Raw genomic sequence first — 25,734 nt, 5'->3', positions numbered from 1 at the left:
TGAATATGCGCTACACTAGCGCGCTGTATTTGATCAATGTCCTTCTAACCCAATAACAACGAGGCTAACGCCATGAACGCTATCGTCATGATGCTTTTAGGTTTAGGCGCAATGTTTCTCGGTTATGTGTTTTACTCAAAATTCATTGCCGAAAAAATCTTTAAGCTTGATCCTAATTTTAAAACCCCCGCCCATGAACTCGAAGACGGCGTCGACTTTGTTCCGACCAATAAATACGTACTTTGGGGTCACCATTTTACTTCTGTTGCAGGCGCTGCTCCTATCATCGGACCGGCAATTGCGGTTATCTGGGGCTGGGTCCCCGCATTTCTGTGGGTCGTTTTTGGTACGATTTTCTTCGCGGGGGTTCATGACGCTGGCGCTATTTGGGCAAGTAACCGCAACAAAGCTAAGTCTATCGGTAATTTAACCGGTGATGTTGTTGGCAAACGCTCGCAAACATTATTCATGATTGTCATTTTCCTGGTATTGCTGATGGTTAACGCAGTATTTGCCACCGCAATTTCAGGTTTGCTGATTAAATTCTCAAGCTCCGTTGTGCCGGTATGGGGTGCCATCTTTGTTGCGCTTATTATCGGTCAAATCATTTTCCGTAAGTGGATGGGGCTGGGCATGGTTTCCGTGCTTGGTGTCATCGCTTTGTACGTGCTGATTTGGGTTGGACCGTCAGTGCCTCTGGAGTTACCTGAGACCGTTATGGGTGTCAGCGACAATGCTCAGTGGGTGCTTATTCTGTTTGGTTACGCGGCTATTGCTTCGTTACTGCCAGTTTGGATGTTGCTGCAACCACGTGACTACATCAACGGCTTGCAGCTGTTTATCGGTCTTATTCTCCTTTACGGCGCCACCCTGCTATTAGGACCTGAAATTTCAGCGCCGGCGTTCAATAGCAATACACCGGAAGGCACGCCATCAATGCTGCCGCTGCTTTTTGTAACCATTGCCTGTGGTGCAATTTCCGGTTTCCACGGTCTGGTGGCTTCAGGAACCACATCTAAACAGCTAGACAAAGAAACTGACGCTCGTTTTGTTGGCTACTTTGGTGCTATTGGCGAAGGTTCGCTGTCACTGGCGACCATTATTGCGGCTACCGCAGGTTTTGCGACACTGGCTGACTGGGAAGCCGTATATTCGTCATTTGGTCAAGGCGGTGTTTCGGCATTCGTTGAAGGTGGTGCCAACATTATTAGTCAGGGTATTGGTCTGGAAGCCGATATTGCAGAAACATTATTGACCGTCATGGCGGTGTTATTTGCCGGTACAACAATGGATACCGGTCTTCGTCTTCAGCGCTATATATTCCAGGAGTGGGGTGGCCTATACAACATCCGTTGGATGCAAAAAGCCTTACCTGCAACCTTGCTGGCAGTCGGTTCATGTTTATTGCTTGCCTTCGGTGCCGGCGGAGCTGATGGTACAGGCGGCCTGGTCATTTGGCCTCTGTTTGGTACGACTAACCAGCTACTTGCCGGTCTGACTCTGTTGGTTATTACCGTGATGCTGGTGCGCTTAGGTCGTCCAATGTATTACACCTTATTGCCGCTTATTTTCTTGTTAATAATGACAGTGTTCGCACTTATTGTTCAGCTGAAAGGCTTTTACGATAAAGGCGACTGGTTCCTGTTAACACTTGACCTTGTGGTTCTTGTGGCGGCTATCTGGATAGCTCTGGAAGCAAGTGCCAGCTTGGCTAAAATTAAAAAAGAACAAAAGGCGGAGAAGACGAAAGGGTAATGAACATGAGCATGAACATTCATTCGGTAAAACGTTGGCTCAGTCGTGCAGGCGAGTTGGTAAACGAGTTTTATAACGCGCCCTACCGCTCCGCCATTGCCCGCGCTAAACGCGACGAAGATGACTTGTTCATGCTCTTAGTTTACTCCGAGATAATGGGCGTGCCGAATCCGGCCGCCTATTACACCTTAGAGTTGCAACCGTTAATGTTAGAGCGCTTTCACGAATGGCACAAAAGAATGGGGATGGAGCACTCACCGCTCGACCATTTTCGTTGTTGCTGATTCGCTTATTTTTCACCTTCCCGAAAAGAGTCCGTTGTATGCAGTTATCCAGTAAAAAAGTGCTACTTGTTGGAGGCAAAGGTGGTGTTGGTAAAACCACAGTATCGTCTTCATTAGCCATGTTAGCAGCTAAAAGTGGCAAAAAAGTCTTACTGGTATCTACGGACCCTGCTCACAGCCTGTCCGACGTCTTCAATATGGACATTGGTGATCGTTTGCACCACGTTTCTGACAACCTCACAGTTATGGAGATTGATCCGGACAAAGAGGTGAAAGAACATATCGAACGTGTTAGTGCACAAATGAAGCGCTTTACCAACCCTGATTTATTCCCTGAAATTGAACGGCAAATGCGATTGACACAGCAGTCACCGGGTGCGCAGGAAGCCGCCATGCTCGAGCGCATTTGCAAGATTATTGATCAAGCCGAGCAAGACTCTGATTTGCTCGTTTTCGATACGGCACCAACAGGTCATACATTGCGGCTACTGTCTTTACCTGAAGCTATGGCGGCCTGGACACAAGGCATGCTACGTTCGCAAAAACGCTCCGAGGAACTCGACAGTGTGTTAGAGCACTTGTCACCTAAAGCAGGTAAAGATATTAATAACCCCATGGCAGACCCCTCTGAAAATGCCAGCGACGGTATGACAGAAAAGACCAAGGCCATTACTGAACAGTTATTGAATCGTCAACGCCTCTTTCAGCGTACCCGTCGATTGTTGCAAGACCCAACTTACACCGGCATTTTATTCGTACTGACGCCTGAGCGCTTACCAATTAACGAAACTCAGCGTGCATTGCAGTCCTTAACCGAGGAGAAGCTACCGGTTTCTGGTGTGATCATTAATCGTATACTGCCTGAATCAATAGATGGTGGCTTCCTGGCGAAACGAAAAGAGCAGGAACAAACCTACCTCAAGCTCATTGAAAGTACTTTCTCTCAATGGCCAAATTTCAAACTGTATTTACAAGAAGAAGACATTCAAGGCGTCGATGCCCTGTCAGCATTTGCAAAAGAGCTAGAGCAAAGCGGCCTTTCTGTCTAAACCTTTCTAATTTCTTTCATCGCAAAGTCATCGTTTTGACCTAAACTGCGTATATATAACTATTTAACCTCAAGAATAAGGAGTAGACGATGCGTGCTGTCGGATACCACCGCTCTCTTCCTATTGATGACCCTAAGTCGCTAGAAGACATTGAAATTGACAAACCAACGGCCGGTGACCATGACTTATTGGTCAAAGTGAAAGCCGTTGCCGTTAACCCGGTTGATACTAAAATCAGGATGCGCGCGGAGCCAGAGTCCGGCTATAAAGTCATCGGTTGGGACGCAGTCGGCGAAGTCGTCGAAACAGGAAGCAAGGTGAAAGGCTTCAGCGCCGGCGATCGAGTCTGGTATGCGGGCGATCTGACACGCCCGGGCTGCAATGCCGAGTACCAGGCGGTTGATTACCGTATAGCCTCACACGCTCCGGACACTTTAGACGACACTCAGGCAGCCGCCATGCCCCTAACGACAATTACCGCATGGGAACTGTTGTTTGATCGGTTACAAATTGATGCGCCCTCACCTCACGAAAAGCGTACGTTACTGATTGTTGGCGGTGCCGGCGGTGTTGGTTCAATACTTACGCAATTGGCGGTACAGCTGACCGATGCTACCGTTATCGCAACCGCTTCCCGCCCTGAGTCGCAACAGTGGGTGAAGGCATTAGGCGCACACCATGTTATCGATCACAGTAAGCCATTGGATGAGCAAATTAAACACCTCGATATTGGCCAGGTAACCGATGTGGCTTGTTTAACGCACAGCGAGCAGTATTTCGAACAAAGCATGGACTTTATGGCACCGCAAGGTCGCTTTAGCTTAATTGATGACCCCGCAGAGCCTTTGGATATTCGCTTAATGAAACAGAAGAGCATCAGTTTGCATTGGGAATTTATGTATACCCGGTCGATGTTCACAACCACCGACATGATAAAGCAGCAGGAATTGTTACAGTCGGTAGCAAATCTAGTCGACAACCATCAGATACGCTCTACGCTAGGCCAGAACCTTGGGTCAATGAATGCAGAGAACTTGAAACAGGCGCATGCGGCGTTAGAAACGCATAAAACGATAGGCAAAATCGTCCTAACCGTCGACGAATAGTTTTACAAACATACATGAATGTATGTATAATTCTGCGGTACTTAAAAATAGACCAGCTAGAGGTATTTTGATGAAAAAGCGCTTTCAATTTGCGCCGTTATTTGCAGCGGGTATTTTTGCTTCCGCCGTCCTTAGTGGCTGTGGTGACGCGCCGCAGCAAGGCCAGCAACAGCAAGCTCCACAGGTTGAAGTGATAACGGTTCAACCTGAGTCTCTTGAACTCAGCACTCAGTTGCCTGGCCGTACCGCCGCGTTTCGCGTCGCGGAAGTTCGCCCACAGGTCAGCGGTGTATTACTAGAACGCACCTTTGAAGAAGGTACTTTTGTCGAAAAAGGCCAGCAACTGTATCAGATTGATCCAGCCACTTATGAAGCGGAGTTGGCCAGTGCCAAAGCAGAAGTACAGCGGGCAAAAGCGGTTTTACGCAGCTCAGAGCTTCGCTATAACCGTTTTCAGGAGCTTATCGAAGAAAATGCGGTCAGTCAGGACGAGTTTGACAGTGCCGAAGCCACTTATCTCCAAAATAAAGCGGCGGTGGCATTAGCCGAAGCACAGCTTAAAAACGCTCGTATTAACCTTGAGTACACAAAGGTCAATGCCCCAATTAACGGTATTATTGGTCGTTCAAACTTTACCGAAGGTGCTTTAGTGACTGCTTCACAGCAAGAACCTCTGGTCACTATTAATCAGCTTGATCCTATTTACGTGGACATTAGTCAATCCAGCAAGCAATTCATGCAACTTCAGGCTGACATCCAGTCTGGTCGAATTGAAGCGAATGAATCAGGCAATGCGCCGGTTCGTTTAGAGCTGAACGGTTTAGACTTTAACCAGCAAGGCGAGCTGCTGTTTTCAGAAGTCAGCGTTGAGGAAGATACTGGCGCCATTTTATTAAGAGCTGTCTTCCCAAACCCGGACAAAACCTTATATCCCGGTATGTTTGTTAGAGCCGCAGTCCGTGAAGGTACAATCAACACGGCTCTCCTACTACCACAAAAGGCCGTCACCCGTGATCCTCGTGGTCGCCCTTATGTCATGCTGGTTAACGATAAAAACCAAGTCGAGCAGCGTATGATAACGACCGAACGAGCCATAGGCAGTGATTGGCTGGTCAGCAGCGGTGTTAAAGAAGGTGACACCATTATAGTGTCTGGCCTTCAAAAAGTTCGTCCGGGCGCGACGGTCCAAATTACAAACTCTGCCTCTAATGAACAGCAGTAAAGGATTCATCAATGGCTAAGTTTTTTATCAATCGACCCATATTTGCCTGGGTTATCGCGCTATTAGTCATGATGGCAGGTGCTATCGCGACCATTCAGTTACCGGTAGCTCAGTACCCCACCATTGCGCCGCCAGCGGTTGAAATACAAGTTAACTACCCGGGAGCCAATGCGGAAACCGTTTCCGATACGGTTACTAAAGTAATTGAGCAGAATATGACAGGTATTGATAACCTGCTTTACTTCTCATCGCAAAGTAACTTTGGTAACGCGACTATCAGCCTGACCTTTGCCTCTGGCACTGACCCTGACATTGCACAGGTACAGGTTCAGAATAAGCTCTCCCAGGCCACGCCTCAGCTTCCTCAGGAGGTTCAGGCGCAAGGTATAACCGTCAGTAAGTCCAGTAGCTCCTTCCTTATGGTTTTAGCGCTGGTTGCAACTGATGATCGTTATAATCAAACCGATTTAAGCGACTATATCGCCTCAAACATCCAGGATCCTATTGCCCGTACAACTGGCGTTGGTAATGTGCAACTGTTTGGTGCGCCTTACGCTATGCGTATTTGGGTTGACCCTTCAGCATTAGTTAACTATGGCATGACCATGGACGACTTGAAGTCGTCAATTCGCGCACAGAATGCGCAAGTGGCAGCAGGTGAACTTGGCGGGACTCCGGCTGTTGACGGTCAACAGCTGAACGCAACGATTATTGCGCAAACACGTTTATCAGAAGCGTCTGAGTTTGAGAATATTACTCTTAAAGTCATGCCAGACGGTTCTCAAGTACGCTTGAAGGACGTAGCACGCGTTGAAAAAGGCGCTGAAAACTACTCAATTGAAGCGAACTATAACGGTAAACCAGCAACCGGTTTAGCAATTAATCTGCAAACTGGCGCCAATGCACTTGAAACGGCTGAAGCGGTTAACGCTCGTATAGAAGAACTACAAGCATTTTTCCCCGATGGCATGAAAATGGTAACGGCCTATGACACCACGCCGTTTATCAAAATATCCATTTCGGAAGTGGCTCAGGTTTTAATAGAAGCGATTATTCTCGTATTCCTGTTAATGTTCGTTTTCTTACAAAACCTGCGAGCAACACTGATCCCTACTCTGGCTATACCTGTCGTTATTCTTGGTACCATGGGTGTTATGGCACTGGCTGGCTTTTCTATCAACACGCTAACCATGTTTGGCATGGTGTTATCGATAGGTCTTTTGGTGGATGATGCCATCGTTGTTGTCGAGAACGTCGAGCGACTGATGTCAGAAGAAGGCTTGTCACCTAAACAGGCAACCATTAAGTCGATGGGACAAATTACCGGCGCGTTGATTGCTATCGGCGTGGTTATGGCGGCCGTATTTGCACCAATGGCATTCTTCCCCGGCTCAACCGGTGCCGTTTACCGACAGTTCTCACTGACAATTATTACCTCTATGGGTCTGTCTGTACTTGTCGCAATTATTTTCTCACCAGCCTTGTGTGCGACACTATTAAAGCCGGTCAAGCACGACAAAAACGACGGCTGGGGTCCACTGGGTTGGTTTAACCGTACTTTGGAAAAGTGGACAGTTAAGTACACCAACTCTGTCGGTTATATATTACGCCGAACCATGCGTTTCGGGCTTATTTATTTAGGTATTATTGGCGTATTAATTTTCTTATTCACGCGCCTGCCGGCCGCATTCCTACCGGATGAAGACCGTGGTGTTTTCCTAACGCAAATGCAGCTTCCTGTTGGATCAACGCTGCAACAATCAGTAGACACCATGGACAAAATTGAGAACTACTATCTCAATCAGGAAGACGCCGTTCAGTCGGTATTCTCTGTGGTTGGTTTTAGTTTCTCTGGCCGTAGTCAGGCCAATGGTATCGCGTTTGTTCGCTTGAAAGATTGGAGCGAGCGTGACGAGAGCCAGAGCGTCGAAGCTGTGATTGGACGGGCTTTTGGGTTCTTCGCTGGTATTAAAGAAGCCATGATCTTCGCTTTTAACCTTCCACCAATTCCGGAACTTGGTGTAGCCAGTGGTTTCAACTTGTTCTTACAAGATCGCGGCAACATTGGTCACGCAGGTCTTATTGAAGCGCGTAATCAATTACTAGGCATGGCCTCTCAAAGCGATAAATTAGTACAGGTTCGTCCTAACGGTCTGCCTGACGCGCCACAGTTGCGCATTGATATCGACTTTGAAAAAGCACAAGCGCTGGGCTTAACGATTGCCAGTATTAACGACACTTTAAGTACGGCCTGGGGCTCTGCCTATGTCAACGACTTTATCGACCGAGGTCGAGTGAAAAAAGTTTACATACAAGGCGAAGCGGATGATCGCATGCTACCTGAGGATATCAACGAATGGTACGTGCGCAACAACCAGGGCGATATGGTGCCGTTTAGCTCTTTCGCAAGTTGGGAATGGACGTATGGTCCACAACGTGTCGAAAGTTATAACGGTGTCGCAGCACTTGAAATACAAGGTCAGGCGGCGCCTGGTATCAGTACCGGTGAAGCCATGACCGAAATTGAGAACCTTATTGCTCAATTGCCACCAGGTATTGGCTTTGAATGGACGGGTATCTCATTGCAGGAGCGTCAATCTGGTAACTTTGCGCCGATACTCTACACCGTCTCTATTGTCGTGGTATTCCTGTTCCTGGCTGCACTGTACGAGAGTTGGTCAATTCCGTTCTCCGTCATGCTGGTTGTGCCCTTGGGGATCTTAGGGGCGGTAATCGCCGTGATGCTGCGTGGCATTTCCAACGACGTATACTTCCAGGTGGGTCTATTGACAACTGTCGGGGTATCGGCACGTAATGCCATACTCATTGTCGAGTTCGCCAAAGACCTACAAGCTCAGGGCAAAGAGCTGCTCGACGCTACAATGGAAGCGGTCAGATTGCGTCTACGCCCTATTTTAATGACCTCACTGGCGTTTATCTTCGGTGTTATGCCATTAGCGTTAAGTGATGGTGCCGGCGCTGCCAGTCGTAATGCCATTGGTACTGGGGTTATCGGCGGTATGATAGGCGGAACGGTACTGGCAATATTTTTTGTACCGTTATTCTTCTATGTGGTGAGAAAAATCTTCCCACCGAAAGAAGTGGAAGAATAGCCTAAGTCAGGCGACCAGCAATAAACTGCCATAAAAAAACCGGAGCACTAGCAGCTCCGGTTTTCTTTTATGCGAGACAAATTGAACTAACGCTTTGTTTCGTCTTCATCTTTTACTTCATATTCACCGTCAATAACCGAACCGTCTGAATAATCACTTTGATGATTCCTCTGCTGACGATAACTTTCCTGCTGTTCATATTGACGTTGTTGGTTTTGATAGTGTTGTTTGGCTTGTTTACGCATACGCCACACTTGCTTGATGGTATGACGCTGACGCCAAAGCACAGGAATCATTAACAACACTAAAATTCCGGCAATCACTAAACCGAAAGCTAACCCTAAGCCAACAATAACAATCAGCAGTAATAACCCAAGAATTCGGGTAAGCCAGTTTCCTGAGGTCGGTGAACCTCCGGTTCGGCTGTTTTGTCCGCCTTGGCTGAAACGTATATAAAGCTTATCTCGTTTATCTGTCATAACGACTCCTACAACTCTCCATCAGTTAAGACAACAAGACAGAATATCTGTTCCAGCCAAGTCATCTACGGTTTTACTTGCGCATATCTTCAGTCGCTTTACGAGCAGCTTCAAATTCATTACCCGGTGCCCACTTCGGCCACTCACGTGAATTAGCTAACTCTTTACCAACCGAATAAAATAACGACATATCCTGCTGTACGCCGCGTAAATCCCAGTTTTCATCAAACTCGTCGGCAGGCTTATGGTAAGCATCGCGATTAAAAATAGCACGCTGCTCTTCGCCCCATTCACGTCCTTTCGTGAAGTGATCATTCCCGCCTTTTGCATACAGCATTGGCACACCTTTCTTCGCGAGATTGAAATGATCAGAGCGATAGAAAAAGCCTTTTTCCGGTGTCGGCTCTGGTGATATATATCTATCTTGGGCCTCTACGTAAGGTTTCAAGTAGTCATCCATATTTGAGTTACCGTAACCCACAACCACCATGTCTTTCATTGGACCGTAAACATTCATCACATCCATGTTAATACCGCCGACAGCTTTGCCCAATGGTAGCAACGGGTTGTTGGCATACCAGGCCGAGCCTAACAGACCACTCTCTTCGGCACCCACTGCGGCAAAAACAATTGAGCGCTCAGGACGGGGTTCTTTCGAGAACTCTTCTGCCATAGCCATCAATGCAGCCGTACCTGATGCGTTGTCTTGCGCACCATTATAAATAGGGTCATCTTCGCGCACCGGATCCATACCTAAATGATCATGATGAGCCATATAAATAACGTGCTCTTCGGGGTACTTAGTGCCTTCAATGTAACCAATAACGTTGTTGGTATTTAAGTATTCATACTTGTTATTGATGGTCATGGACGCCTGGATACCCAGCGACTGAGGCTTAAACTTACTGCTAATCGCCTGCTCTTTCATTTGCTCAACATTTTTGCCAACCGATGCAAACAAGGCATTGGCGCTTTCTTCAGTAATCCAGCCTTCAACAGCGGCGCGATCCATGTTTTTATTGTCGCGCTTTAAGTCAAATTTTACGGGTGAACCACCCGCTACAACGCCCCAACCGTAACCAGCAGGACCTGTTTCGTGAATAACAAAAGCAGCTTTTGCCCCCTGGCGCGCCGCTTCTTCATACTTGTATGTCCAGCGGCCGTAGTAAGTCATCGCGTTGCCGTTAAAAAGTTCCGGGTCGCCTGTTGCATAGCCCGGATCATTGACAAACATCACCACGGTTTTGCCTTCTACATCCAGCCCCTCGTAGTCATTCCAGTCATATTCCGGTGCGACAATACCGTACCCCACAAAAACAACATCGCTGTTATCTAAGCTCACTTCTTCAACAACACGAGGCGTCCACGCCATCATCTCTGTGCGATATTGCATAGGCTCCGGAGCTGCCTCACCCGAGAAACTCAGCGAGCTGACTTTATAAGGCATTAATTTAACCAGCGGCAGTGGCTGGCGATACGAGTTATTCTCTTCGTCGTATGGCTTTAAACCCCACTCGCGGAAATGGTTTTCAATAAAGCTTACCGCTTTCTCACCGCCTTCTGATGCCGGCGCACGACCTTCGAACTCATCTGACGCCAAGGTTTTTAGATAATTTTTATAATTAGGGTTAAATGCGGAATCTTTAATATCAGCAGTCGCCTTTTCAGTCGGCTTAGCTTCTTCATTCGCCGGCCCACAGCCGGTTAATACGGTAAGGCCAATCAGACCTGCTAGTGCGTATTTCATTGTATCTCCTTTTATCTGTTTATTATTTCTTGTTCTTACATGAACCGTTTTCATCAGCTAAGTAAATACGGTCGCCCAAGCGCACATTGTGCTCCTCGAAAAAACCAGCATTCACTTCTAATACACTCCAATACGGTTTACCCGGCGAGTAACTTCTGCATTGATTTGGATCGTTGCTACCACAAGGTCTCATCGTAAAAGTTTTGACGATTTTTCCTTGTTTGTCTAAATACGCAATGTCGAGAGGAATTAAGGTTTGGTACATCCAAAAACCGCCGTAGCCTGGTCTTTTATGATCGTATCGAAAAAGCATCCCCTCATATTTTCCTAAATATTCTCGTTGCATTAGCCCACGAGCCTGCTGAGCCTGAGTATCGGCCAGTTCAACCAACAGAGGTGATTGAACGCCTTCCAGGCAAGCCACGGCTCTGTCAAACTGCTGAGGTGCTGGTACTGACCACTGCTGAGACCATGCCGATACCGACACCAAGGCCAGTATAGCCATTAAACCCGTGCTGATACGTCCCATGATGTATTCCCTTTTTAAATGAGCTAGACGTTATTTATTGATTTTGTCCTATCACAGCGCTAACCGCAATGTTCATTAACTTGAACACGACAGCTCAGCAGGAGGTTGCCCCGACTCCGGAGGGACAACCCAGCGAGTGTTTTTATGTTTTTCCTCAAATGGAGTCATCAGTGCGCTAATATACTCGTTAAGAGCCTCATCACTTCCTTGTTCAGCCTGCTCAATAACGTATTGAGCATGATGAGTACGTAAAATCACCAGTGGATTTACTCGCTTCATTGTTTCCGTATCGGGCTTATTCGCAATGGCTTCTGTGTAATCATTCAGCCAGCTCTGCCCGTTTTCATTTATTCGCTGGGCGATTTCTCCTAAATTGCCGCTCAGTGATTGCCAATTACCTTCCAATATAGCGCTCAATGCCCGGTAGCTCAGGTTATAGTCGAGCTGATAAGTTTCCAAAAGCATTAGCCAGCCGCTAATTAACGACCAACAGGTGTCATTATTAGAAACATCAGTGAGTCCGAGCCGTTGTTTCATAACGTTTAAAAAGGTTTCTCTTAGCACGGGTTCATAACCTTCCAGTACATCATTAACAGACTGGTCGTCAGTAAACCCTCCTAACGCATGAGCTAGTCGTTTCAAGTTCCATAACCCCACACCGGGTTGTTGCATAAAACCATACCGTCCAGCGTGATCAGTATGATTAAAAATATGGTTAGGTTTATATTCATCAAAAAAGGCATAGGGGCCATAATCAAACGTTTCTCCGGCCAGGCTCATGTTGTCCGTATTCATCACCCCATGCACAAAACCGTAAGCCTGCCATTTTGCTATCATCTCAGCGGTAGCTTCGACCACATGGCGGAATTGTTCAGATACGGATTTGTTTGCTGCGCCAGGCCATATAGACTCAATACTGTATTGCCACAAGCGCTTGGCACTGTCTTCTAAGTTTCGGTAAAGGCAATGTTCAAAATGACCAAAGCGAATGTGCGTTCGGGCAACCCGAACCAGCATAGCACCGGGCTCGACGGTCTCTCGTTGAATTTGACCTTCAGTGGAGACTAACGCCAACGCGCGAGTCGTTGGAATACCAAGCGCATAAAAGGCTTCACTGGCAAGCAGTTCGCGAATGGATGAGCGCAAAACCGCGCGGCCATCGCCACCGCGGCTATAAGGCGTTGGCCCGGCACCTTTAACATGTAAATCATAGAGGGCATCCGGCGCCTGTACCTGCCCGACAAGGAGTCCTCGTCCATCACCTAAATAAGGGTTAAAGTGACCAAACTGATGTCCTGCGTATTTCTGCGCGATGGGTTTAGTGCCCGGCCAGTCTTTGTTACCTGAAACCCAATCCACTAACGCTCCCGGCGCACTGTCACCACCGCTCAACGCCTTCCACAAGGCGTCATTTACCCAACGTAAGCGGCCTTTGCCGTCAGGTTGTATTGACTGAGCGTGGCCCAGTTCGGGGAACTTATCAGCGAATTGATTATCGAAACGTAGTGGCATACATCCTCCTGATGTATCTATTGTTACACAGTAGACGAGGCTTGCATAACTAACAAAAAATCAGCTAAGGTGCGCTAAAAGACAATAACAGCACGGCCTTGGCAGTAAAAGGAGCCACATGCAACTTCAATCTTTAAGATGTATCACCGCGATTGGCGGCGGGCACGGTCTGGGTCGTGTACTTTCAACGTTGTCTTTTATGAAGCATAAGCTGGTTGGTATTGTTGCTACAACCGATAACGGAGGTGCAACCGGCCTTCTTAGAGCCTCCCAGCACTGCATAGCCTGGGGTGACATCCGAAACTGCCTGTCTCAATTGGTAGAGCAACCGTTAGCGGCTGAAGTTTTGAATTACCGCTTTGACTCAGATTCAGCATTAAAAGGCCACAACTTCGGAAATTTGCTGCTTTATACGCTGGACCAACTCAGCGCCCGTCCACTTGATGGCATTCAGCTCCTAAGTCGCTTACTCAATGTCGACAACCGTATTCTTCCCATGTCGGAATGTCCGACCGATCTTATCGCAACAACCAGCGATGGCATTCAGTGCCACGGTGAAATTCATATCGACAAACTGCCCAGCATGCCGCACAAGCTGGAGCTTTCCGGTCAGGTTAAAGCCACCCCTGAGGCTGTTCGCCATATTAAAAACAGTCAGCTCATTCTTATAGGACCGGGCAGTTTTATGACCTCCGTCATGCCACCGCTATTAGTGCCGGAAATTTGTGAGGCGCTGAAAAACACTCGAGCCAAGATCGTATTTATTGATAATTTGGTCGACGAGCATGGCCCTGCGGGCGAGTTATCACTAGCAGAAAAACTGGAATTTATGAAATTTGAATTAGGCCAGCAGGTAGTTGACCTAATTTTGAGTAACAAGCAAGAAAAGGGGTTACCGGTGCCGGTTATTGGCGGCCTGACAAGCGACACCGACGTTCATTATCGCCATAATACCAACAGCTTGCTGAATACCTTAGAACAGGCGGCACACCAACTGCTGGTAGAAAGCGCTTAACCGCCGTCGGCAGAAATACGTGAGGCAACTGCGCCGTGCTGATCTTTGTATTTGGCGTCATCCCTTTTGTTGTATGGACGCGCACATTCCTGCCCTAACGGCTCAAAGCTGATGGCACCAATTTTCATTCCAGGGCGCAACGCCAACGGCAGTTTCCCACTGTTGTAAAATTCAAGAACAATCTGCCCAGACCAACCCGGATCGATGCGGTGAGCCGTAACGTGTACCATTAATCCTAAGCGCGCCAATGACGAACGGCCATCAAGCCAACCGACCATGTCAGCAGGAAGCTGAATAGACTCATGCGTGACCGCTAACGCAAACTCGCCCGGATGGATGAAAAACGCCTGACCATCTTTGAGTTTAATTTCATCACTCATGACCTCATGGATAGCCGCCTCAATCGCTTCCCGGGATCCGCTTATGTCAATAAATGGCGCGGCGTGATCCTGCAAAACCCGAAATTCATTACCGAGATGGATATCCAGGGTAACACCTGAAATATCCGTCACCTTAGGTGCCGGTGTTACCCCTATTTTTCCTTCCGCCAAATGTTGTTCGATTTCGGTATCGGTTAAGCGCATTCTTATTCACCTGTGACTGTTGTCTTTATCTTTTGTCTAGCGCGTACTATAGCGAATTTTTCCGCTGATAATAGAGGCTGGCAGCAACATGTTGTGCTGACGCCATAATTATTTGACTTAACTTATGTTCCGGCTGTTTTAACAGCAACGGTTCATTGCCATCAAGGCTATCGCGCAATTCTGTCGACAGTGGCCATTGCCCCAATACCGGCAGCTTATTTTCTTCGGCAATAGCAACACCACCACCCTCGCCAAACACCGGGTCTTCATGCCCACAACTCGGGCACTGATAATAACTCATGTTTTCCAACACGCCTATCATCGGAATGTTCAGTTTATTAAACATGGCAATGCCTTTTTCAGCGTCTCGCAATGCCACCGACTGAGGCGTTGTCACCACAACCGCACCGGTTACCGGCAGTTTTTGAGCCATAGTCAGCTGAATATCGCCGGTACCCGGAGGCATATCGACAATCAGATAATCGAGATTTGGCCATGCGGTGTCTTTGTAGAGCTGCTGCAAGGCGCCACTGGCCATTGGTCCACGCCAAATTGTAGCGTCCTTTTCGTCCACCAAATAACCCAGTGAATGCACGTAAATACCATGGCGCTCCAAAGGAACCATCTTGTTATTTGCGGTTAGCTCAGGTTCTTTATGAGCTTTACCCAGCATGGTTGGTATAGACGGTCCGTAAATATCGGCATCTAACAAACCCACTTTGGCTCCCAGCTGACTGAGTGCTAATGCCAAATTCACGCTAACAGACGACTTACCAACACCGCCTTTGCCCGACGACACCACAATGACATTACCGGTAGTTAACGGCAAATCGGGCTGCGAATTTTTAAGCTTTTCAACTTGGCTGTTTATTTCCCAGTCAAACCCAGCAAGCTCGTCTTGCTCTTTTAACGACCTTAACAGCGGCTCACCAGCAGCAAAAGGCACATTCAGTACTCGAGTATTACCAGAGCCAGTTACCCACTCATTCGGTATCCCGTTCGGGAATATTTTGTCGAAAAAATTTGCCATTGGACGTCCTGTTGTAGCTGTGTATCGAGCATAGCCTATGGTAACATGAGTCTCAGTAACTTTGGGTTTGACTTAAATTAATTAACGAATACGGAAGCATAATTTCGCATGAGCCAATCCGCACGAAAAATTCTAGTGACCAATGCATTACCATACGCTAACGGACCTATTCATATAGGTCACATGTTAGGCTACATTCAAGCCGATATCTGGGTACGTTTCCAGAAACTAAGAGGCCATGAATGTCATTTCATGTGCGCCGATGACGCACACGGCACTCCTATTATGCTGAAAGCTCAGCAAATGGGTATTACGCCGGAACAAATGATAGGCGATATGCAGCGCTCACACGAAGCGGACTTCAGTGATTTTTTGGTGGGCTTTGACCACTACTACAGCACCCACAGTGACGAAAACAAAGAGCTGGCCGAAACGATTTATAACCGTCTCGACAAAGCAGGACACATAAAAACCAAAGTTATCGAACAGCTGTATGACCCGCAAAAAGAAATGTTTCTGCCCGACCGCTTTGTTAAAGGGGAATGCCCTGACTGCGGCGCAGAAGACCAGTACGGCGACAACTGTGACGTTTGTGGCGCAACTTATGCTCCAACGGACTTAAAAAACCCCAAGTCTGTTGTCTCTGGCGCAGAGCCAGAGCTGCGAAACTCAGAGCATTACTTTTTTGACTTACCCGCGTTCGGGGACATGCTGAAAAGCTGGACACGCTCAGGCTCGTTACAAAATGAAATGGCCAACAAACTTAACGAATGGTTTGAGCAAGGATTGCAACGCTGGGATATTTCCCGCGACGCACCCTACTTTGGCTTTAAAATCCCAGGTACCGAAAACAAGTATTTTTATGTTTGGCTAGATGCGCCAATTGGCTACATGAGTAGCTTTAAAAACTACTGTGATACTACCGGCAAGGCTGACTGGGACACTTACTGGCAAGCCAACAGCGAGGCAGAGCTGTATCACTTTATTGGCAAAGACATTATCTATTTCCATAGCTTGTTCTGGCCTGCCATGCTTAAAGGTGCGGACTTCCGCCAGCCAACTAACGTCTGGGCGCACGGGTTTATTACCGTTAACGGCACTAAAATGTCGAAGTCGAAAGGTACTTTTATAAAGGCACGAACTTACCTTGATCACTTAGATCCTGAGTATCTGCGCTATTATTTTGCCGCTAAATTAACAAGCCGTATTGATGATTTAGACCTGAACCTGACGGACTTCGCGCAACGCGTGAACTCTGACTTAGTGGGTAAAGTCATTAATATCGCCAGCCGCTGCGCTGGTTTTATTCAGAAGAAGTTTGACGGTAAATTGTCTTCCAATGTAGCTGATTCAGCGCTAATGGAAGACTTTCAAACAGCAGGCGCAGATATTGCTGAGCTTTATGAAAAGCGTGAGTTTTCAAGAGCGATGCGCGACATAATGGCTCTTGCCGATCGCGCTAACCAGTACATTGCTGACAAAGAACCCTGGCAGCTTATTAAGAAAGAAGGTGCCGAGCAGGAAGTTCATGAAATTTGCTCGTTAGGCATTAACTTATTCCGCGTTTTGATGGTTTACCTAACTCCGGTACTGCCAAAATTGTCAGCAGACGTTCAGCACTTCCTGAATGACACCTTCACTTGGGAAAGTCATAAAACCGTATTAACTGATCACCCAATTAACAAGTTTAAAGCGCTTATGCAGCGTATTGATATGAAAGACATTGACGCCATGATTGAAGACTCAAAGCAGCAGCAACCACAGACGGCTGAGCAGACTGCAGTAGTAAATGACGAACTAAAGAAAGAACCGCTCGCCGATGAAATTTCTTTTGACGACTTTGCGAAAGTTGACTTACGTGTAGCACTTATTGCTAACGCTGAACATGTTGAAGGCGCCGATAAACTGTTGAAATTAACGCTGGATTTAGGTGGCGAAAAGCGTCAGGTATTCGCGGGTATTAAATCCGCTTACAAACCGGAAGAATTAATTGGTCAACACACTGTTATGGTGGCTAATTTAGCGCCGAGAAAAATGCGCTTTGGTATGTCTGAAGGCATGGTGTTGGCAGCGGGCCCAGGGAAAGATGAGATCTACATTCTTAACCCTCACAAAGGCGCGAAACCTGGCATGAGAGTAATGTAATAACTGACGATTAATCCATTGAGATAATTCGACAACCTAGCAAGTAATCACCGCTGTTGTCTTCCAGTCTTTGGCTGTGAACGACTTCAGCGGTTGCTTTTAACGAAGGCACCCCACCACCAGAAACTATAGCCACTGATAGTTGCTGGCCTTTCTCCAGTTCAATCGGTACTTTCAAAGACAGTCCTTCCGCACTTAAATCTAAACATACCGCATCAAGAGACTGTACCTCGCCAGATTTATCAAAGCTGACTTTCGCATCGGCGTTTATCGACATTCTCATAAAGTTTCGATTGTCATTCGACTCAAGCATGAGTTTCCTTAACTGTTATTAAAGTGTAAATGTCACTTCAGTTTTAGCACGCTTTGGCCGATAAAAAAACATTGTTGGATAACAAGGAACCGTCATCATGGTTGAGGCCAAATTTTCAATAGGACAACTGGTAACCCATTCAATTTACGGATATCGCGGAGTTATTATTGACGCCGACCCGGAGTTTACCCTGTCTGACAGTTGGTATGAGAAAATGGCAACCACCAAACCTTCCAAGCAACAGCCTTGGTATCATATCCTGGTGAATAACTCATCCATACAAACGTATGTTAGTGAAAGCAGCTTGGATGTCGATTTATCAGAGCAGGAAATTCAACACCCCATGATAGATCTGGTATTTTGTGGCAAGTCACACGGACAGTACAAACTCGCCGAAAACCTTAACTAAAGTTGCTCCTTTTCATCGCTGTGGTTACCATTAAGTGACACTAAGACACAAGGAACTGGGCATGGCAGAAGAAACCCTTTTTTCGAAAATTATAAATCGCGAAATCCCGGCGGATATCGTCTACGAAGACGAGAGCGCGCTTGCCTTTAAGGACATTAACCCACAGGCACCGGTGCATTTTTTGATTATTCCGAAAGAGCCCATCGCAACCGTTAACGACATTGACGAAGACAATGCGCATTTAGTGGGACATTTATACGTGGTTGCGTCGAAACTTGCTGCTCAATACGGCTTTGCCGAAGACGGGTACCGATTAGTCATGAATTGTAATGAGAATGGCGGCCAGTCCGTTTATCACATTCACCTGCATTTGTTAGCAGGCAAACCGCTTGGATGGCCACCGTACACAGACACCCCAAAGCAGGGCTAGGTCAAGGACGGTATCTGGGGTCAAGAATTCTATCGACTAACCAGCTATCTCCGTTTTCAATGAGTACAACATCGCGGCTGTCTTTGTTGTACTCACCTTTGTATTCCCCTTCAAACAGCACTGTCGCGCGAAGTTCATCTGAATGGTTCAGGTAATCACCGAGTGAATCACTGACTACTTCCAACTCTACTTTGTCGTAATAACGACCCAGCACATAGCGCTGTACCGAGCTGACAGCCGCATAGTGGTTAATCAGATCAACCATGCGTGGCGATGCAAAACGCTTGGCTTTCTCTAAGTCTCGCTCTTCATAAATCGCCTGATAAAATCCCTGAATGACTTCTGTTGGCGTTGCTGTACTTAAATCCACCGCTTCTTCGTCACTACAGCCCGCAAGGCCCATTAAAGCGCAAACCACTAATAGACCGCTTAACAGTTTTCTCATTTTATTCTCCCTTTGCGATACCTTCCCTGCGCGGGTCAGCTGCTCCAATTAATTTACCACTGTCAGTTAGGGTTATACCATGCAAACCACTATTTAAATCAAGTACTTTGACATTATGCCCTCGAGCTTCAAGCGCATCTTTTAAGTTGCTGATTTCGCGTCCTTTCTCGAGCGACGTATAGTCATTTCGGTTGGTCACATGCCCCAGGTTGACAGCGTTCTGAATGTCCATGTCCCAGTCAAGTAACGCCACTAAGCTTTGTGTCACATAATTAATAATGCGACTACCGCCGGGTGAGCCTATTGCGTGCACCACCTGTTTACCTTCTTCATTGAGCACGATAGCCGGCGCCATAGAGCTACGAGGCCGTTTACCCGGCTCCACTCGGTTGGCATACTTTTGCTCACCATCACCGGGTGCTAATGAAAAGTCAGTCAGTTGGTTATTCAGCAAAAAACCTCTCACCATAACCGTTGAGCCAAAGCCCATCTCAATACTGGTGGTCATCGACACCACATTACCTTCATCATCGACAATAGAAACATGGCTAGTATTTGGCAATTCGTAAGCAATGTCCTGCTGGTATTTAGGCAGCAATTCGGTACCCGGTTGTGCTTTGCCTAAATCCTTATCAGTAATCAGCTTTGCCCGCTGAGCTAAGTAATTTTTATTCAACATAGCCTCAACAGGGACTTCCACAAAGTCAGTATCAGCTATCCATTGGTTTCGATCCGCAAACGCTAACTTAGACGCCTGAGTAAACAGATGAACAAACTCTTCGCTATTCGGCTCTAAATTGCCAATTTCAAAGTTTTCCAAAATACCTAAGGTTTGTTGCGTAGTAATACCGCCCGAACTTGGTGGCCCCATACCGCAAACCTGATAAGCACGGTATTCGCTGCAGACCGGCTCACGCAGTTTCGCTTCGTAATTTGCCAAGTCATCTAAGGCTAACACGCCCGGTTCAATTGGGCTGTTTTGTACTGCCTCGACAATGTCTTTTGCTATTTCGCCTTGGTAAAAGACATCGACACCCTCTGAAGCAATTAAGCTTAGGCTTGTCGCGTATTCTTCATTTTTTAAAAGCTGTCCGACTTTTAGCGGTTCACCGTTTGGAAAGAAATAATCACTGGCTCTCGGCATTTTCTTAACACCAGGGTTAATCTCCAGCTCGACCAATTTAGCAAGACGCGGAGATACCTCAAAACCTTGTTCCGCCAGCTTAATCGTGTCGTCAAACAAGCTGCCCCACTCTTTCTCACCCCACTTAGAATGGGCTAGCTCGAGTCCTCTTAAAATGCCAGGGGTGCCAACAGAACGTCCACCAACAACAGCGTCTATCCACTTAGCTGGTTTGCCGTTTTCATCCAAAAACAATGCTTCCGTCGCCGCCATTGGTGCAGTTTCCCGAGCATCAATGGAATACAGCTTTTTAGCCTCATTGTCCCAATATAAAATAAAGGCACCGCCACCAATACCGGACGACTGCGGTTCAACAAGACCCAGCATTGCCTGAACTGCAATAGCCGCATCCACCGCTGAGCCTCCTGCCTTTAAGACGTTATAGCCAGCCTCAACCGCATGCGGGTTGGCTGCTGCAACCATAAACTCGTCAGTTTTTACTGATTGTTTTTGTTGAAAGCCAGTCGCCGCCTCGGGCTCACGAACCTCCTGCTGTTGGGGTTGGCAGGCGCTAACAGCTAGTAACGCCGCCGCTAAAGCAGTAATGCGATATTTCATATAACCTCATTCATATTCACATTTAATTCCCCTATCATACGAAGCTGAGTTTGCCCACGCAATGAAAAGGACGTTGGATGCACTATTTAAATCGATACTGGGTTGGTCTGGTTCTCATTTTGGCCATTTCTTGCTTTTTACAGCTTATGCCCGATTGGCATCAACAGCTAACATTCCACAGTGAAACCGTTATGTCACAAGGCTGGCCGCTAATTACGACGCATTTTATTCACCTAAACTGGACCCATGCCTTATTTAATTTTGCCGGGCTAGCATTGATTGTGGTTATTTGGCGGGAGTACTGGAATACGCGCTGGCTCGTCAATGCACTACTATTGAGTTCGGCTGCCACGTCGCTCATTTTGTGGCTGCTGCCCTTTACCATTATTTTTGTGGGTCTGTCCGGCGTACTGCACGGACTACTGGGCTATTGCTTAATTAAAGATATAAAAGCCGGAAAAAAATGGATGTGGCTCATTGTTATTGCTCTCATCGGCAAAGTGGTTGTTGAGCTTTTAGGTTGGCAGCCCGACCATTTCGTGGGCCAGCACGTCAGCGTCATTCATGCAGCAGGGCTATTAACCGCTTTATTACTTTATAAACTAGAACGGCGCCGTATTAGCGACGCCGTTCCCCATAAAGATTAAGCGTTTTCGCTTACTTTAGGTTTTCCTCGAACAGTTTGAAAATACGACGGTATTCGTTCAGCCAGCTTTCTGGCTGACGGAAACCGTGTGGTTCAACCGGGTAGATAGCCGTTTCCCAGTCTTCTTTCTTAAGTTCGATTAAACGTTGTACCAAGCGCACGCTGTCCTGGAAAAACACGTTGTCATCAATCATTGGCGAGTTGATGAGCAACGCATCTTCAAGTCCTTCTGCGAAGTAAATCGGTGAACTTTGGCGGTACGCAATGGTATCGTCCTGCGGTAGGTTCAGAATGTTCGACGTGTAGCCAACATTGTAGTGAGCCCAGTCCGTTACCGGTCGCAATGCAGAGCCCGCTTCAAACAGCCCCGGCTCTTTAAACAACGCCATAAAAGTCAGGAAACCACCGTAAGAACCGCCATAAGTACCAAGGCGATCGCCATCGACATTCAGGTTGGTTTCCAGGTAGCTGGCTACATCGACCAAGTCTTCCACTTCTGGCGTGCCCATTTGGCGATAAATAGCCGTACGCCAGTCGCGTCCGTAACCTTTCGAGCCACGGTAATCAAGATCTGCGACCACGTAGCCGTGCTTGTTCAGCAGGCTATGGAACATAAACTCACGGAAGTAACCAGACCAGCCCATGTGCGCATTTTGCAAGTAGCCCGCACCGTGGATAAACACGACTGCTGGGTACTCCTCTGCACGCTCGGCATCAAAACCTTCCGGCGTGTATATACGCGTATAAATAGGTTCATCAACATGGCTAGACTCTACTCCGACAACGTCCGGCGCTGTCCAGTCAATGCTTAAGAACTTCTCAGACACCGTCTGGGTCATGCGCTCAGGTTCGTCGCTGACGTTAGCCTCTTTATGATAAAGCTCCGGCGGCATCAATGGCGTTGAGTGCGTCAGAATCAGTTCGTCTGCTTGCGGGCTCAACTCAAACGCGGTCATACCATCTAAATCGGTCATAGCTTCCGGCTCACCGCTACCATCGGTTTTTACTCGGTAAACTTCGTAAATACCGGGGTGCTCAATGTTCGCCTGAAAATACAGGTACTCGGCATCGCTGCTTAACTCTGCAGTTTCAACAACATAGTTGCCTTCAGTGAGCTGCTGAGTGTCGCCATTCAGCGGCTTCACATACAAATGCGAATAACCATCGGCTTCAGACATGAACCACAGGCTGTTGTCGTTTAACCAACCAAACTCGTTATGGGTATAGTTAATCCAGGCATCATCGTGCAGACGATCCTGAGGCACTAATTTTTTGCCAGCGAAATCAACGGTCGCAATCCAGCGATCTTTGTTGTCCCAGGCTTCCAGCATAACCGCCAACTCAGTGCCGTTGTCATTCCACTGAATCGCGCCATTTTCCCAGCCCCAGTCGGCCATCAAATGAATCGGACGTGGTTTTTCTTCCGATTCATAGTCTTCGCCACGCGCTTCGTGGTTCTCACGCTTAACGTCAGCTAAAACGTCTTCATTCCAGCCAGGCAATGTATTGTAAGTCAGTGCTGTGTCAGTGTGGTTTTCCAAATCCAGAATCACTAACTGATCTTCATCCGGCTGCGCATCAGCAACACGGCGACGTACCTGTTCGCTGGATATACGACCGTCTTCGTTAATATAGTTTGGCATGATATCGCCGTCTTCACGCCATTTGTTGGGTTCGCTAATCGCTGCAACAACTTTATCGCCGCGAGGTGATAAGCGTGCCTGAACTAACTGCTTCGACTTATCCAGATAGAAAGGCTTAGGTGCTAAGCTTGCGTTTTGAGACTGCAGCTGCTGTTGGCGTTCAAAACGCTCTTCAGCCGCTTTACGCTCTTTCTGCACATACTGAATGAGCTGCTGCTCTTCTTTTGCTAAGTAGTCCTTTGGCTCTTCATTCGCTTTTGGCGCATCTTCAAATTTAATCGAGGCAACCTGACGCGTCAGACCGGAATTCACATCGACCACATAAAAGTCATTGCCTTGCTGATAGCTTAAAGAGCCATCCGTCATGGCTTGTAAGTTATGCTGGCGGGCTTCGTCGCGGGTCAATTGCTTAACGCTACCGTCGCCAAAGCGAGCAAAAACATTGCCTTCATAGGTATAGGCCAGCCAATTACCTGCAACTGACTGTTCTTTTTCATCCGCCACGTAAAGATGATAGTCCGACAGTGCCACTTTAGAAGCTTCGCCTTCAGCATTGTTGATAATCATCAGGTCACGAATGTCACTGCCTTCGCGCTTCTGATAAAACAGAATATGCTCACCGTCCATGCTCCAAAAAGCATTTTCCGGGAAGCGACCCATCCAGTCAGGGTCAGCCATAATCTGTTCCATGGTAAGTTCTGCAGTGCCTTGTGCGGAAGCTAGCGGGTCAGCACTTAACGTTTGTACCTGTGGCGCCGTTGCATTGCTTGTGTTTGCGGTTTCATTTGCAGGGGTTGTAGATGCGCAAGAGGCGGCCATTAATGCCGCCCCTATTGCCATCACTAGACGTGATTTGACCATTTAGTTATTCCTTATTGTGCGTCTGGCTGATTCTCTGGGCGTGCTTGTTGTACCGCATTTAATTCTTGTAAGCGGTCATGCACTGCCACCAGCGTTGGGTAGTTATCTAACGGTACCTTAAAACGCTCGGCATTGTACACTTGAGGCAACAAGCAGATATCTGCTAATGTTACCGAATCTCCATAGCAATAATCACCCGCTGTTTCGGTCAGGCGCTGCTCAAATGCGGTGAAACTCTGATGAACCCAATGGTGAATCCAATCATTGCGCTGTTCGTCACTGCAATTCAGTTCACCAGTAAGGTATTTCAGCACCCGCAAGTTTGTGACCGGCTGTAACTCACACGCCAAGTCATAGGCTAAAGCCCTGGCGCGAGCCTTATCAACGGTAGCACTTGGCAATAGCGGATGTTGCTCATAGCGTTCATCCAAGTACTCAATAATGGCTAACGATTGATTCAGCGTGACTTTGTCATCGACAAAGGTTGGCACTAAGCCCGCTGGGTTCAACTTGCGGTATTCTGGAGTATGTTGCTCGCCGCCGTCTTTGACCAAGTGAACCGGATGGTACTCAAATTCAAGTTCTTTTAAATAAAGCGCCAGCCTGACACGAAAACTGGCGCTAGAGCGCCAGTATCCATAGAGCTTCATCATTCTGAAGGTCCTTTGTATTCAACCACTTTCTGATCAATCGCACCGAAGATAGATTCGCCATTGGCATCTTTCATTTCCATATGAATAGTGTCGCCAAACTTCATAAACTCAGTCGTTGGCTTGCCATCACGGATAGTTTCTATCATTCGAACTTCGGCGATACAGCTATAACCAACACCGCCTTCTTCTATTGACGTACCGTGGTCTGTACCTTGTTTATTCGACACCGTTCCCGACCCAATAATAGCACCGGCACCCAAGTTACGAGTTTTAGCGGCATGCGCAACCAGCTGACCAAAATCGAAGGTCATGTCTTCACCTGCGTTTGGCTTGCCGAACGGCTTGCCGTTGTAATGCGATAACAGGGGCAAATGCACCTTACTGTCTTTCCATGCACTTCCTAACTCGTCGGGGGTTACCGCAACCGGAGAAAATGCTGAAGAAGGCTTACTTTGGAAGAAGCCAAAACCTTTACCAAGCTCGCCCGGAATCAGACCACGTAGTGATACGTCATTTACCAACATCAATAATTTAATATGACTGGCTGCTGATTTTGCATCAACACCCATGGGCACGTCGTCAGTCACGACAGCTATCTCGCCTTCAAAGTCAATGCCCCAATCGGTGCTGCCCATTTGAATTTCGTCGTGCGGACCTAAGAAATCGTCTGAGCCGCCTTGATACATCAGTGGGTCTTCCCAGAAGCTTGGCGGCATTTCGGCGCCACGCGCACGGCGAACCAACTCAACGTGGTTAACATAGGCACTACCGTCAGCCCACTGGTAAGCACGAGGGAATGGTGATTCGCACATAACCTGTTCAAAGGTCACTTCACCATCAACATTGCCCTTATTCAGCTGCATGTAGACTTCGTTCAGCTTTGACTCAACGTCATCCCAATTATCAATGGCTTCCTGCATACACGAGGCAATAGCCGGTACGGCAACAGCACGTGTTAAATCTTTGCTGACTACCATTAACTGGCCGTCACGCGTTCCGTTTCTGTATGTGGCTAATTTCATA

The 25,734-nt window shown here is 47.5% G+C and carries 23 protein-coding genes; 11 read left to right on the top strand and 12 right to left on the bottom strand.

Features of this window, described 5'->3' with window-relative positions; genetic code table 11:
- Window positions 1–72: 72 nt before the first annotated feature.
- The 6 genes from EST55_RS02360 (at window position 73) to EST55_RS02335 (ending at window position 8,529) form a co-directional block, all read left to right on the top strand.
- A complete protein-coding gene (locus tag EST55_RS02360) occupies window positions 73–1,755 on the top strand; it encodes a carbon starvation protein A (protein ID WP_129496372.1) in 1,683 nt (560 codons plus the stop codon).
- Window positions 1,756–1,766: 11 nt separating this feature from the next.
- A complete protein-coding gene (locus EST55_RS02355) occupies window positions 1,767–2,039 on the top strand; it encodes a cory-CC-star protein (protein ID WP_100692341.1) in 273 nt (90 codons plus the stop codon).
- A 38-nt stretch (window positions 2,040–2,077) separates the two neighbouring features.
- Window positions 2,078–3,088 carry an ArsA family ATPase gene (locus tag EST55_RS02350; RefSeq protein ID WP_129496371.1) on the top strand — a complete coding sequence of 337 codons (1,011 nt, stop codon included), beginning with the start codon at window positions 2,078–2,080 and terminating at the stop codon, window positions 3,086–3,088.
- Between the two features lie 89 nt (window positions 3,089–3,177).
- Window positions 3,178–4,194, top strand: a complete 1,017-nt coding sequence (locus tag EST55_RS02345; protein WP_129496370.1) for a zinc-binding alcohol dehydrogenase family protein — start codon at window positions 3,178–3,180, stop codon at window positions 4,192–4,194.
- Between the two features lie 70 nt (window positions 4,195–4,264).
- Window positions 4,265–5,416 (top strand): efflux RND transporter periplasmic adaptor subunit, encoded by a 1,152-nt coding sequence (locus tag EST55_RS02340; protein WP_129496369.1) that lies wholly within the window; start codon window positions 4,265–4,267, stop codon window positions 5,414–5,416.
- Between the two features lie 11 nt (window positions 5,417–5,427).
- Window positions 5,428–8,529, top strand: coding sequence for an efflux RND transporter permease subunit (locus EST55_RS02335; RefSeq protein WP_100692202.1), 3,102 nt, complete (start codon window positions 5,428–5,430; stop codon window positions 8,527–8,529).
- A gap of 86 nt (window positions 8,530–8,615) precedes the next feature.
- Here the strand turns inward: EST55_RS02335 and EST55_RS02330 are convergent, their stop codons facing one another.
- The 4 genes from EST55_RS02330 to EST55_RS02315 all read right to left on the bottom strand — a co-directional run bounded on the left by EST55_RS02330 (window position 8,616) and on the right by EST55_RS02315 (window position 12,796).
- Window positions 8,616–9,008 carry a hypothetical protein gene (locus EST55_RS02330; protein ID WP_058579237.1) on the bottom strand — a complete coding sequence of 131 codons (393 nt, stop codon included), beginning with the start codon at window positions 9,006–9,008 and terminating at the stop codon, window positions 8,616–8,618.
- 73 nt (window positions 9,009–9,081) lie between these two features.
- Entirely contained in the window at window positions 9,082–10,755 is a 1,674-nt protein-coding gene (locus EST55_RS02325) for a M28 family metallopeptidase (RefSeq protein WP_129496368.1), read from the bottom strand.
- A 22-nt stretch (window positions 10,756–10,777) separates the two neighbouring features.
- Window positions 10,778–11,284 carry a DUF192 domain-containing protein gene (locus tag EST55_RS02320; RefSeq protein WP_205702575.1) on the bottom strand — a complete coding sequence of 169 codons (507 nt, stop codon included), beginning with the start codon at window positions 11,282–11,284 and terminating at the stop codon, window positions 10,778–10,780.
- Window positions 11,285–11,359: 75 nt separating this feature from the next.
- Entirely contained in the window at window positions 11,360–12,796 is a 1,437-nt protein-coding gene (locus EST55_RS02315) for a protein adenylyltransferase SelO family protein (RefSeq protein ID WP_129496367.1), read from the bottom strand.
- A gap of 118 nt (window positions 12,797–12,914) precedes the next feature.
- Between EST55_RS02315 and yvcK the strand changes: the two genes are divergently transcribed.
- Window positions 12,915–13,811, top strand: coding sequence for a uridine diphosphate-N-acetylglucosamine-binding protein YvcK (gene yvcK / locus EST55_RS02310; RefSeq protein ID WP_129496366.1), 897 nt, complete (start codon window positions 12,915–12,917; stop codon window positions 13,809–13,811).
- Here yvcK and dcd read toward each other — a convergent pair.
- Entirely contained in the window at window positions 13,808–14,395 is a 588-nt protein-coding gene (gene dcd, locus EST55_RS02305) for a dCTP deaminase (protein ID WP_088768298.1), read from the bottom strand. The genes yvcK and dcd overlap by 4 nt on opposite strands.
- 46 nt (window positions 14,396–14,441) lie before the next feature.
- Window positions 14,442–15,425: an iron-sulfur cluster carrier protein ApbC gene (apbC, locus tag EST55_RS02300; protein ID WP_129496365.1), complete on the bottom strand. Its 984-nt coding sequence runs from the start codon at window positions 15,423–15,425 to the stop codon at window positions 14,442–14,444.
- 108 nt (window positions 15,426–15,533) lie between these two features.
- Here apbC and metG point away from each other — a divergent pair, with 108 nt between their 5' ends.
- Window positions 15,534–17,570, top strand: coding sequence for a methionine--tRNA ligase (gene metG, locus EST55_RS02295; protein WP_129496364.1), 2,037 nt, complete (start codon window positions 15,534–15,536; stop codon window positions 17,568–17,570).
- 10 nt (window positions 17,571–17,580) lie between these two features.
- On the opposite strand, the gene EST55_RS02290 is transcribed toward metG, so the two are convergent.
- Entirely contained in the window at window positions 17,581–17,883 is a 303-nt protein-coding gene (locus EST55_RS02290) for a PilZ domain-containing protein (protein WP_129496363.1), read from the bottom strand.
- Window positions 17,884–17,980: 97 nt separating this feature from the next.
- Between EST55_RS02290 and hspQ the strand changes: the two genes are divergently transcribed.
- Both hspQ and EST55_RS02280 read left to right on the top strand, forming a co-directional pair.
- The gene (gene hspQ / locus EST55_RS02285) at window positions 17,981–18,292 is read left to right on the top strand and encodes a heat shock protein HspQ (RefSeq protein WP_088768302.1); all 312 of its coding nucleotides are present in this window, start codon (window positions 17,981–17,983) and stop codon (window positions 18,290–18,292) included.
- Window positions 18,293–18,353: 61 nt separating this feature from the next.
- Window positions 18,354–18,722: a histidine triad nucleotide-binding protein gene (locus EST55_RS02280; protein ID WP_129496362.1), complete on the top strand. Its 369-nt coding sequence runs from the start codon at window positions 18,354–18,356 to the stop codon at window positions 18,720–18,722.
- A 1-nt stretch (window position 18,723) separates the two neighbouring features.
- Here the strand turns inward: EST55_RS02280 and EST55_RS02275 are convergent, their stop codons facing one another.
- Window positions 18,724–19,167 carry a hypothetical protein gene (locus tag EST55_RS02275; protein WP_129496361.1) on the bottom strand — a complete coding sequence of 148 codons (444 nt, stop codon included), beginning with the start codon at window positions 19,165–19,167 and terminating at the stop codon, window positions 18,724–18,726.
- A gap of 1 nt (window position 19,168) precedes the next feature.
- The gene (gene ggt, locus EST55_RS02270; RefSeq protein WP_129496360.1) at window positions 19,169–20,908 is read right to left on the bottom strand and encodes a gamma-glutamyltransferase; all 1,740 of its coding nucleotides are present in this window, start codon (window positions 20,906–20,908) and stop codon (window positions 19,169–19,171) included.
- 77 nt (window positions 20,909–20,985) lie between these two features.
- Here ggt and rrtA point away from each other — a divergent pair, with 77 nt between their 5' ends.
- Window positions 20,986–21,555, top strand: coding sequence for a rhombosortase (rrtA, locus tag EST55_RS02265; protein WP_100692212.1), 570 nt, complete (start codon window positions 20,986–20,988; stop codon window positions 21,553–21,555).
- Between the two features lie 10 nt (window positions 21,556–21,565).
- Here the strand turns inward: rrtA and EST55_RS02260 are convergent, their stop codons facing one another.
- From EST55_RS02260 to EST55_RS02250, 3 genes are read right to left on the bottom strand one after another with little or no spacing between them, the layout of a single operon-like run.
- Window positions 21,566–24,058, bottom strand: coding sequence for a prolyl oligopeptidase family serine peptidase (locus EST55_RS02260; RefSeq protein ID WP_129496359.1), 2,493 nt, complete (start codon window positions 24,056–24,058; stop codon window positions 21,566–21,568).
- A gap of 11 nt (window positions 24,059–24,069) precedes the next feature.
- Window positions 24,070–24,708, bottom strand: a complete 639-nt coding sequence (gene maiA / locus EST55_RS02255; RefSeq protein ID WP_088769377.1) for a maleylacetoacetate isomerase — start codon at window positions 24,706–24,708, stop codon at window positions 24,070–24,072.
- Window positions 24,708–25,733 (bottom strand): fumarylacetoacetate hydrolase family protein, encoded by a 1,026-nt coding sequence (locus tag EST55_RS02250; protein ID WP_129496358.1) that lies wholly within the window; start codon window positions 25,731–25,733, stop codon window positions 24,708–24,710. The genes maiA and EST55_RS02250 overlap by 1 nt, the downstream gene beginning before the upstream one ends.
- Window position 25,734: the final 1 nt, after the last annotated feature.

The organism is Idiomarina sp. 29L, assembly GCF_004123135.1.
Classification (GTDB): Bacteria; Pseudomonadota; Gammaproteobacteria; order Enterobacterales; family Alteromonadaceae; genus Idiomarina.
The sequence above is the reverse complement of the archived record's forward strand: the minus strand, read 5'-3'. Positions and strand labels throughout refer to the sequence as shown.